The organism is Leifsonia sp. HAY1-4F, assembly GCF_056755275.1.
This window is the reverse complement of record NZ_JBNDHX010000123.1, coordinates 1-10,285: the sequence shown is the minus strand read 5'-3', so window position 1 is coordinate 10,285 and position 10,285 is coordinate 1. Positions and strand designations below refer to the sequence as shown.

Here is a 10,285-nt window from a genome sequence, read left to right as displayed (position 1 = left end):
CCGGGTCTCCCTCTTCGCCCAGTCCCTCGGCACCGCCGAGTCCGTCTCCCTCCAGCGCATCCGCAAGGTCCTCACCCCCTAAACCGGCCACCCCCCACCGTCGAGTACACGATGATTGCACGCTCCATCGGCGTGTCGCGTGCAATCATCGCGTACTCGACGGTGGGGGTCGCGCGGGGCGTCAGGCGGGGAGGTGGAAGCCTCCGTTGGAGTGGAGGAGCTGGCCGGTGATCCACGCGCCGGCGGGCGAGAGCAGGAATGCGACCAGGTCGGCGGTATCGGCGGGCGTGCCGAGGCGGCCGAGCGCGGTCTGGGCGCGGAGGGACTCGGCGAGGTCGGGCGTCATCCATCCGGTGTCGATCGGGCCGGGGTTGATCAGATTCGACGTGATGCCGAGGTGCGCGAGTTCGACGGCGGCCGCGATCACGATGCGGTCGAGCGCGCCCTTGCTCGCGCCATACGGCAGGTTGTAGGCGGTGTGGTCGCTGGTCAGCGCGACGATCCGGCCGGCCGGCGGCGTCAGCGGCAGCCCGGTCGTCGGAGCGTGCCCGTCGGCCGCGAACTGCTCGGCGAACGCGCGGATCAGCAGCCACGTCCCACGCGTATTGACCGCGAAGTGCCGGTCGAACGCCTCCACGCTCGTATCGAGCAGGCCGCTGTCCACCGAGTGCGCATGGCTCGCGACCAGCGCCACGACCGGACCCAGTTCATCCCGGATGCGCGCGAGCGCCGCCGCCGGCACGTCCGGGTCGGCGAGGTCGAGCGGCACAGGAAGGGCACGCGCCCCGAGCGCTTCCAGCGCCGACGTCAGCTCGGCGTGTTCGCCGCTCCCCCAGGGCATCGCCGCGTCGTAGCCGTCGAAGTACGCGAACGCGACGTCCCAGCCGTCGGCGGCGAGTCGCCGGGCGACCCCATCCCCGATCGACCCGCTCCTGCTGGCGCCCGTCACGAACACCGCCGGCCGCATCCCCCGCATCCCCCGCGTCGCACTCATCCCGCGACGCTACCAGTCCCGCCCCACCATCGAGTCCGCGAAGACTTGACGCGACACGCCGTGGGAGCGTGCAGTCTTCGTGTACTCGACGGTGGGGCGGAACCGAAGCGGGAGGCTAGAGCACCTTGGAGAGGAAGGCTTGCGTGCGCTGGTGCTGCGGGTTGCCGAGCACCTCGCGAGGGTCGCCGTACTCGACGACGACGCCGCCGTCCATGAAGACGAGCTCGTCCGCCACCTCGCGGGCGAATCCCATCTCGTGGGTCACGACGACCATCGTCATGCCGCTGGAGGCCAGGCCCTTCATCACGTCGAGCACCTCGCCGACGAGCTCCGGGTCGAGAGCCGACGTCGGCTCGTCGAACAGCATGAGCTTCGGATCCATGGCCAGCGCCCGGGCGATCGCGACGCGCTGCTGCTGCCCGCCGGACAGCTGCGACGGGTAGTGGTCGCCCTTGTCCGAGAGCCCGACACGGGCCAGCAACTGCGTCCCGCGCTCCACGGCCTTCGCCTTCGAGAGCCCCTTCACGCGGATGGGCGCCTCGATGATGTTCTCCAGCGCGGTCATGTGCGGGAACAGGTTGAACCGCTGGAACACCATCCCGATCTCTCGGCGCTGCCGGGCGGCCTCCTTCGGCTTCAGCTCGTACAGCTTGTCGCCGTGCTGCCGGTAGCCCACCACCTCGCCGTCGACCGAGAGCCGGCCCGCGTCGACCCGCTCCAGGTGGTTGATGCAGCGGAGGAACGTGGACTTGCCGGATCCGGACGGGCCGATGATGCAGAGCACCTCTCCCGGGTTGACCCGGAGGTCGATGCCCTTGAGCACCTCGTTCGACCCGAAGCTCTTCGAGACACCCTCGGCCAGGACCATCGGTGTCGTGTTCGTGTCGGTCATCCCTTGCCTCCGAGGTCGTTGCCGTCCGGTGCGCCGGCAGCCGGCAGGGCGCCGGTCGCCATCGCGGGCTCGTTGCGGTCGGGTCGCCGCGCGTTGACGCCACGCGAGAACCGCTTCTCGAGGAAGTACTGCCCCACCATCAGGAGGGAGGTGAACAGCAGGTACCACAGCGACGCCACGATCAGCAGCGGGATGGGTGTGTACGTGACCGCCGAGATGTCGCGTGCGACCCCATACAGGTCGGTCGTGAGTGGGATGGCGGCCACCAGCGAGGTCGTCTTCAGCATCGAAATGACCTCGTTGCCGGTCGGCGGGATGATGACGCGCATGGCCTGCGGGATGACGATGCGGGTCATGGTCTGCCACCACGACATCCCGAGCGCTGTCGCCGCCTCCTCCTGGCCCGCGTCCACGGAGAGCAGTCCGGCTCGCACGATCTCCGCCATGTAGGCGGCCTCGTTGAGGGCCAGGCCCACGAACGCGATGATGAACGCGTTCTGCATGAACCCGAGGTTGAGGTCGATCCCGAGCTGCGTCCACGGCACCCCGAGGAAGATGTGCGGGTAGATCAGCGAGAACAGGCCCCAGAAGACCAGCTGGACGTACACCGGGGTCCCGCGGAAGACCCACAGGTAAAGCCAGGCGACCGCCTTCACGACCGGGTTCGGCGAGAGCCGCATCACCGCGAGGATCAGTCCGAGGAGGACACCGATGATCATCGAATAGACGGTCAGCTGGAGGGTGACGAGCGCAGCAGCACTGATGCGCTTGTCGAAGACGTACTTGCCGACGTACTGCCAGCCGTACGCATCCCGGTTCGCCGCATCCACGACGAACCAGACGAGGAGCAGGAGGAGGACGGCGGCCAGGACGATCCGCCCGGGATGCCGGAGCTTGACCGCCTTGATCGGCTCGGAACGGCCCCCGGCCGGCGACGGGAAGGATCCCGTCGCCGGCCGGGCGGTGTTGCTCTGGGACATGAAGGTCAGCCCTTCGCGGCCGCGTTGAGCTCGGCGGTCGTGGCCGCGCCGTCGCCGACGCCCCACTTGTCGAGGATCTTCTTGTACGTGCCGTCATCGATCAGGGCCTGGACGGTCTTCTGAAGGACCGGTCCGAGGGCCGAGCCCTTCTTGACCGGGAGGCCGTACGGTGCCTGGTCGAAGGTCTTGCCGGCTTCCTGGAGCTTGCCGCTCGACTTCGAGATGGCGTAGAGGGTGACCGGCGAGTCGGCGCTGAGGGCGTCCGCCTTGCCGAGGATGACGGCGTTGGTGGCGTCGTCCTGGTTGTCGTAGCGGAGCGCCTGGATGGCCGGCTTGCCGGCGTCCGTGCACTTCTTCGACTTGGCGGGGACCTCGTCGGTGTCCTCGAAGGTGGTGGACTGCACGGCCACCTTGAGGCCACAGGCGTTGTCCGGGTCGATCGTCTTACCCTTGGCCGACGCCCAGAGGATTCCGGCGGAGTAGTAGTTGACGAAGTCGACCTGCTTCTCGCGCTCCGTCGTGTCGGTGAACGACGACATTCCGTAGTCGTCCTTGCCGCCCGTGATGCTCGGGATGATGTTGTCGAACTTCGCGATCGCGAAGCTCGTCTTCACGCCCAGCTTGTCGCCGATGGCGTTGGCGAGGTCCACCTCCCAGCCGACCGGGTTTCCGTTGTCGTCCTTGAACTCGTTCGGCGGGTAGGTGTCGTCCATGCCGACGACGAGCTTTCCGGCGTCCTTGACGCTCTGCGGCAGCTGGCTCGCGAGAGCGTCGTCCTTCTTCACTCCCGCGCCGGCGCTCGACGTTGAGCTGCCGGAGGGGGTGGAGTTGTCGACGCAGCCGGTGAGCGCGAGCGCTGCGAGGGCGGCGACGGCGACGATGGGTGTCGCGGTACGAATGCGCATGATAATTGTCGTCCTTCTTCCTGGTGCAGGAATGTGTCTCAGTATTGCAAGGGTAAGTGGAGGATACCGTAGCGGCGTAACCGCTCCTCAACACTAATTCGCGCGAAGAACAGCGGATAACACGCGCATTTCGGGCACGTTTCCGTCTTCAGGCGGCGGAAACCGTGTGTCCAGACGCTCCAGCGCGAATCGGCAGGCCGGGTCGCGGGTGTCCTGTGGTCGCGGAGCGGTCAGTCCCCTGTGGCGACGGGACGTGCGGGATCGTTCGACCACGCCGAGTAGGAGCCCGGATACAGGGACGGCATCCCGAAACCGGCGCTGACCAGCGCAAGCGCCTCGTGGGCGGCGGTCACACCCGAGCCGCAGTAGACCCCGACGCGCATCCCGTCGTCGACTCCGAGCGCTCGGAATCGCGCGGCGAGGGCCGCCGGCGGCAGCATCCGGCCGCTCTCGTCGAGGTTGTCCGTCGTCGGCGCGCTGACCGCCCCGGGGATGTGCCCGGGCCGGGGATCGATCGGCTCCACCTCGCCGCGGAACCGCTCCGCCGCTCGCGCGTCGAGGAGGACCCCGTCGCCGGCTGCCAGCCCCGCAGCAGAGTCACCGTCGAGCGGGGGAAGGGCGCCGAACCGGAGCCGGATGGTGCCCGGACGGGTCACCACCGACCCCGTCTCGACACGTAGCCCCGCGTCGCGCCAGGCGGCCAGGCCGCCGTCGAGCACCCGGACGTCCCGCACGCCCGCGTGACGAAGCAGCCACCAGGCTCGTGCGGCCGAGGTTCCGAAGGCGTCGTCGTAGACGACCACGCCGTCTCCGTCGTCGAGTCCCCAGCGCCGGGCCGCCGCCTGGAATTCGTCCTCCTCCGGCAGCGGGTGGCGGCCATCGGTCGGTGCGCCGTGTCCGGCCAGCTCGGTCTCGAGGTCGACGTAGACGGCACCCGGGATGTGGCCGCGCTCGTACTCCTCACGACCGGGCGGTCCGCCCAGCTTCCACCGCACGTCGAGCACCCGCCACGACGAGCGCCGCCCGCCGGCGGCGCTCCAGAGGGACTCGGCGCCGAGTGCGACGTCCAGCGCGGCGGCGCTGATCAGCGGAGAGTTCTCCGTGCTCATGTCAGCGACCGCTGGACGCCTTCGCGTTCGACTCGTAGGAGGTGTTGGTGGCCTCGAAGAAGTTCACCAGCTCCAGAGTGTCGTTGGCGGTCGCCATCCACTTGGCCGGGTTGGAGACCTTGTACTCGGCCTCGAAGCCCAGCTCCTCCAGACGGCGGTCGGCAAGGTACCGCACGTACTGGTTGATGTAGTTGGCGTTCAGGCCCAGGATGCCGCCCGGGAGGAGGTCGCGGTTGTACTGCTCCTCCATCTCGACGGCATCCAGGATCATCTGGCGGATCTCGGCGGCGAACTCCGGCGTCTGCAGGTCGGGGTTCTCCTCCAGCACGGTCAGGATGAGGTTGATGCCGAACTTGAGGTGCAGCGACTCGTCGCGCACCACCCAGTCGATCAGCGAGCCGAAGTTGCGCAGCAGGTTCCGCTGGCGGAACGACAGCGCGACCATGAAGCCGGAGTAGAACCAGATCCCCTCGAGGATGACGTTGTACGCCACGAGGTTGCGGATGAAGTCCTGCTTGCCCTCGGTGGTGGTGATGTCGAGCGCCTGCTCGGTCATCCGCTTGATGAAGCGGACCTCGAACTCCTCCTTGCGCGCCATCGACGGGATGTCGACGTGCGAGTTGTACGCCTGCTCACGGTCGATCGGGAACGTCTCGAGAACGTACTCGAACGACATGCAGTGGTTCGCCTCCTCCCACATCTGCTTGGCGAGGTAGAGGTGCGCCTCCGCCGCGTTGATGTAGGGGTACACCCCGAAGGCCAGCGCCTTGTTGACCAGCAGCTCGTTCGGGTTGAAGTAGCTCATCAGGAAGGTGACCGCGTGGCGTTCCTCGTCCGTCATCCGCTTGAAGTCGGCGATGTCCTCGCCCAGCTGGATCTCGTTCGGGAACCACGTGTTCGCGACGGCCTGGTCGTACAGGTCCATCGCCCACTGGTACTTGACCGGCTTCAGCAGCAGGCCCTCTTCGATTCCCGTTCCCAGAATCGCCATCGTGTTTCTCTCCTCGTTGCTTACGGCCGGATGCGGTTGGTGAGGACTACTGGCAGGACTCGCACTGCAGGTCGTCCATCGGGTCGACGGGGACGTAGTAGTCCTCGATCTTCGTGGTGTTCACGCGTTCTCACCACCCGCGGTGCTGGTGGAGGTGAGGCCTCCGAAGCCGAAGCCACGCCGTGCGGGAGCGGCCGGAGCCGGAGAGGGGGGCGACTCGGTCGATCCCGCCGATGCTCCCGCCGTTGCTCCTGCTGTTGCCGGAGCACCCGCGCCGACCGTCGCGAAGCCCTTGCGGCCGCCGGAAATCTCCTCCGCCTTATTGACCTTGACGGTCGACTGCTCGGCCTGGTGACGCGGCTTCATGTGGAGGTAGTACGTCGTCTTGACGCCCTTCTCCCAGGCCGCGTAGTAGATGTCCATCATGTCGCCGAGGTCGCGCGTCTCGAGGTACATGTTGCGGCTGATCGACTGGTCGATCCACTTCTGCGCACGAGCGGCCACCTCGATGAAGGAGTACGGCGAGAGCTGGAAGCTCGTCTTGAACGTCGCCTTCACCTCGTCCGGGATCTCGGCGATGTTCTGGATGTCGCCCTGCGACCGCAGGATCGCCTCGCGCACGTCCTGCCAGAGCCCGCGCTCCTGCAGCGTCTCGACGAGGTTGCGGTTGACCTCGAGGAACTTGCCCGACGAGGTCGACCGGCTGAAGATCTGCGAGAACTGCGGGTCGAAGCCGGGGGTCGTGCCCGCGACGAGACCGATGGATGCGGTGGGCGCGATCGCCATGAGCGTCGCGTTGCGCATCCCGCCCTTGACCTTCTCGCGCAGGCGGTCCCAGTCGAGGCGGATGGTGCGGTCGACCGTGATCGGCAGGCCGCGGTCGGCCTCCGTCAGGGCGATCGAGTCGTAGGGCACGAGACCCTTCGACCAGCGCGATCCCTCGAAGTTCGGGTACGCACCGCGCTCCTGCGCCAGGTCGGCACTCTCGTCGATGGCGGCGTACGAGACGTGCTCCATGATCTCGTCGATCAGGTCGTACGCCTCCTCGCTCTCGTAGCTGAGGCCGAGCTTCTCGACGAGGTCGGTGAAGCCCATGACGCCCAGGCCGATGGCGCGGTTCTGCTGGTTGGAGAAGTCCGCCTCCGGCACGCTCGAGAGCGTGATGTCGATCAGGTTGTCCAGCTGGCGGACCGCCTGGCGTGCGCTCTCCTCGATGCGGACCCAGTCCATCTTCCCGTCGACCAGGTGGCGCGCCAGGTTGATCGAGGCCAGGTTGCAGACCGAGACGTTCTCGCGGTCCTGCGGCAGCGTGATCTCGGTGCACAGGTTGGAGAGGTGGATCGTGCCCGTGTTGTTGTTGAGGGCGCGGTTGTTGATCGTGTCCTTCCAGGTCAGCCACGGGTGGCTGGTGGTCTGCAGGCTCATCAGGATGTCCTTGAACTGCGCGCGGGCGCTGATCTTCTTGAACATCCGCAGGTTGCCGGCCTCGGCCTCGGCGACGTAGTGGGCGTAGCGCTCGGAGAACGCCTTGCCGTACAGCTCGTTGAGGTCGCCGACCTCCAGCGGGTCGAAGAGGTACCAGTCCTCGTCGTTCTGGACGCGCTTCATGAACTCGTCGCTGATCCAGACCGCCGTGTTCGCGGTGCGGGTGCGACGGTACGGGTCGCCGGAGTTCTGGCGGAGGTCGAGGAACTCGGGGAAGTCGAGGTGCCAGTTCTCCATGTAGAAGCAGAGCGCGCCGAACTTCTTGCCGCCGCGGCTGACCGCACGCAGGACCGAGTCGATCGTGTGCATGAACGGGATGGGACCGGTCGAGGTCGTGTTGTTGGAGCGGATCGGGGAACCCTGTGCGCGCAGCTTGGTGACGGAGAGGCCGATGCCGCCGGTGCCTTTGGTCAGCCACATCACGTCGCGGACGCTCTTGGCGATGTGCTCGATGTCGTCCTGCATCTCCATGACGAAGCAGTTGGAGAGCTGGGGGTAGGCCGTCCCGGCGTTGACCAGGGTGGACCCGGCGGCCAGGTACTCGAGCTTCGACATCTTGTCATAGAACGCGATCGCGTGGCTCGTGGGGTCGGCCTCGTTGAGGGAGAGGCCCATCGCGATGCGCATCCAGAAGAACTGGGGCACCTCGAGGGAGTCGCCGTTGCGCGCCTTGATGCCGTAGCGGTTGTTGAGGGTCACGACGCCGATGTACTTGAGCAGCTCGTCGCGGGAGGGGTCGAGGTAGCCGGCCAGGCGGTCCAGGTCGAAGGCGGTGGTGAACCGGCCGTCGAGGAGCGTCTCGGCGACGCCGCGCTCGATGTACGGGCGGAAGCGCTCGTGGTGCAGCTCGGTCAGCGCGTCCTGGCTCTCGTAGTCGCCGAGTACGCGCTTGTAGATCGTCTTCAGGAGGAGGCGGGCGGCGACGGTGTCGAACGCGGGGTCGTCTTTGACGTTCTGGAGGGCGACCTGGATGACCGCCTCATCCAGCTGCTGCGTCGTGATGCCGTCGAACAGCGTGAGCTCGAGTTCACTGGCGATCTGGGTGACCCAGGTGATGTTCTCATCCAGCCCCTGGGCCGCGTTCTCGATGGCCAGATTGATCTTGTTGGCGTCGTACGGCTCGCGCTCGCCGTTTCGCTTCACGACTGTGATTGCCACTGTCTCTCCCTCTTCGATGTGCCGCGTGAGCGGCCCTGTGCAGCTGAGCTGCGTCCCCATGGAACCGTGCCGTCGAACGTCCGGACGGCCCTCCGGCTCTCTGTGCTCGACCACTATATAGCGGGGGTCGGACATTTCCATCCCCCCACATCTAGTGGGCGTGTCGTCCACAGGTGGGGACAACTTATGCACAGTTTCCACACCCCGCGAAGGGGGGACGGAACCCTGTGGACAGCCTCTGGACGCCTGGGTCCGGACCGATAGTGTGGACGGTTGTGAGCACCTATTCGAGCCTCCTGAAGACGCCGGGCGTGTCCCGCATCATCGCGGCTCAGCTCACGGCGCGCTTCCCGTTCGGGATGCTGTCGCTCGCCTTCCTGCTCCACATCGAGCGCATCCACCACTCCTACGGTGCAGCCGGTCTCGTGCTGGGCGCGATGAGCATCGGCCAGGCGATCGCGGGCCCCATGACGAGCCGGCTGATGGGCGTGCTCGGGATGCGCGTGGTGCTGTGGACGACGCTGGCGTTCTGCTCGGTGGCCGTCGCAGCGATCGGGATCTTCGTGATGCCGATCCCGGTGACCATGGGGGTCGCGTTCTTCGCCGGCCTCAGCATGCCGCCCATCCAGCCCGCCGTCCGCACGATCTACCCGAAGATGGTGAACTCGCGGCAGCTCACTCCCCTGTTCTCGCTCGACGCCTCTGCGCAGGAGATCATCTGGATCGCCGGGCCCGTCGCCATCACGTTCGTCTCGACCCAGATCGGCACGGTCGAAGGCATCCTCATGTCGGTCGCCATCATGCTGGCCGGCGGGTGCTGGTTCATCTCCTCGCCCGAGGTCGGGCGGGTGCGCATCCCGCGCAGCAAGCGGAGGTTCGGGACGGTGCTCGCGCGGCCGCCCGTGCTGCTCGCGACGGTGGTGGGCTTCCTGCTCATCGGCTCCTGCGCCGCAGTCGAAGCGGGCGTCGTCGCGACATTCGGCGAGGGATCGCCGCTGGCCGGGATCGTCCTGGCCATCTGGTCCCTCGGATCCCTTGTGGGCGGCCTGGCGTTCGGGCACATCCCGATCGGGCCGTGGGCGACGGCGCGCCGCATGTTCCTCGTCTTCGTCGGCGTCGTGCTCTCGACCTTCATGCTGTGGTCGTGGTGGGGGCTCTCGCTCACCCTCCTGATCGCCGGCGTCGGCATCGCGCCCGCGCTCGCCGTGCTGTTCGCCATCGTCTCGGCGAGCGTCAAGTTCTCGGACACGGCGGAGGCCTACGGCTGGGTCGGCACCGGCCAGCTCATCGGCGCGGCCCTCGGGTCCGCCGGCGCGGGCTTCCTCATCGACGACGTGGGCGCCGTCGGCGCCTTCTGGGTGGCCGGAGTCCTCGCCCTCGTCGGCTTCGCCGTCCCGGCGCTCGCCCACCGCGTCCACCCCGACCTGCGCGGCCGCGACGCGTCCCCCATCCCCGACACGGAGCCCGTGGCGGTCCAGCCCTCCTGACCTGCGGTGCGCGCTCGGGCGGGCCCGTGCGCAGCGCGCGGCCGGTGCGCTCCGGCGCCTCCTCACGCGCGGCCCGGTTCGCTTCCGCGCCTCCGCACGCGCGGCCGCGCGTCCGTGCGCACACGGGCGCGCTCCCGCGCGTCCGTGTGCGCGGTCGGGCGCACTCCCCCGCTCGTCGCGCTCCTGGCCTCCCTTTCCGCCGAAGTGCTCGTTGTTGCACCCGACACGCCGTCGGCGGCTGCAACAACTGTCTCTTATACACATCTGACGCTGCCGACGACGGA

At 67.7% G+C, this 10,285-nt stretch carries 9 protein-coding genes; 2 read left to right on the top strand and 7 right to left on the bottom strand.

The features are described 5' to 3' along the window. Window positions 1–82 (top strand): DUF3418 domain-containing protein (locus ACPYOG_RS17245; protein WP_481295385.1); only part of this gene is annotated, 82 nt, incomplete at its 5' end. Window positions 83–181: 99 nt separating this feature from the next. Here ACPYOG_RS17245 and ACPYOG_RS17240 read toward each other — a convergent pair. The 7 genes from ACPYOG_RS17240 to ACPYOG_RS17210 all read right to left on the bottom strand — a co-directional run bounded on the left by ACPYOG_RS17240 (window position 182) and on the right by ACPYOG_RS17210 (window position 8,514). Then, the gene (locus ACPYOG_RS17240) at window positions 182–994 is read right to left on the bottom strand and encodes an SDR family oxidoreductase (RefSeq protein ID WP_481295384.1); all 813 of its coding nucleotides are present in this window, start codon (window positions 992–994) and stop codon (window positions 182–184) included. 115 nt (window positions 995–1,109) lie between these two features. Further along, window positions 1,110–1,886: an amino acid ABC transporter ATP-binding protein gene (locus ACPYOG_RS17235; protein WP_481295383.1), complete on the bottom strand. Its 777-nt coding sequence runs from the start codon at window positions 1,884–1,886 to the stop codon at window positions 1,110–1,112. After that, window positions 1,883–2,866: an amino acid ABC transporter permease gene (locus ACPYOG_RS17230; RefSeq protein WP_481295382.1), complete on the bottom strand. Its 984-nt coding sequence runs from the start codon at window positions 2,864–2,866 to the stop codon at window positions 1,883–1,885. Before ACPYOG_RS17230 ends, ACPYOG_RS17235 begins: the two co-directional genes overlap by 4 nt. A 5-nt stretch (window positions 2,867–2,871) precedes the next feature. Beyond that, a complete protein-coding gene (locus ACPYOG_RS17225; RefSeq protein WP_481295381.1) occupies window positions 2,872–3,771 on the bottom strand; it encodes an ABC transporter substrate-binding protein in 900 nt (299 codons plus the stop codon). A gap of 230 nt (window positions 3,772–4,001) precedes the next feature. After that, on the bottom strand, window positions 4,002–4,880 hold the full coding sequence (locus ACPYOG_RS17220) for a sulfurtransferase (protein ID WP_481295380.1): 879 nt from the start codon (window positions 4,878–4,880) through the stop codon (window positions 4,002–4,004). Between the two features lies 1 nt (window position 4,881). Next, window positions 4,882–5,871, bottom strand: a complete 990-nt coding sequence (locus ACPYOG_RS17215; RefSeq protein WP_481295379.1) for a ribonucleotide-diphosphate reductase subunit beta — start codon at window positions 5,869–5,871, stop codon at window positions 4,882–4,884. Between the two features lie 120 nt (window positions 5,872–5,991). Continuing rightward, the gene (locus tag ACPYOG_RS17210) at window positions 5,992–8,514 is read right to left on the bottom strand and encodes a ribonucleoside-diphosphate reductase subunit alpha (RefSeq protein WP_481295378.1); all 2,523 of its coding nucleotides are present in this window, start codon (window positions 8,512–8,514) and stop codon (window positions 5,992–5,994) included. Window positions 8,515–8,789: 275 nt separating this feature from the next. On the opposite strand from ACPYOG_RS17210, the gene ACPYOG_RS17205 reads away from it, so the two are divergent. Beyond that, a complete protein-coding gene (locus tag ACPYOG_RS17205; protein ID WP_481295377.1) occupies window positions 8,790–10,001 on the top strand; it encodes an MFS transporter in 1,212 nt (403 codons plus the stop codon). Window positions 10,002–10,285: the final 284 nt, after the last annotated feature.

Bases quoted from the DNA above. Each gene is read 5' to 3' on its own strand.
- ACPYOG_RS17230 (WP_481295382.1), bottom strand. From the start codon at position 2,866: ATGTCCCAGAGCAACACCGCCCGGCCGGCGACGGGATCCTTCCCGTCG.
- ACPYOG_RS17220 (WP_481295380.1), bottom strand. From the start codon at position 4,880: ATGAGCACGGAGAACTCTCCGCTGATCAGCGCCGCCGCGCTGGACGTC.
- ACPYOG_RS17240 (WP_481295384.1), bottom strand. From the start codon at position 994: ATGAGTGCGACGCGGGGGATGCGGGGGATGCGGCCGGCGGTGTTCGTG.
- ACPYOG_RS17225 (WP_481295381.1), bottom strand. From the start codon at position 3,771: ATGCGCATTCGTACCGCGACACCCATCGTCGCCGTCGCCGCCCTCGCA.
- ACPYOG_RS17235 (WP_481295383.1), bottom strand. From the start codon at position 1,886: ATGACCGACACGAACACGACACCGATGGTCCTGGCCGAGGGTGTCTCG.
- ACPYOG_RS17215 (WP_481295379.1), bottom strand. From the start codon at position 5,871: ATGGCGATTCTGGGAACGGGAATCGAAGAGGGCCTGCTGCTGAAGCCG.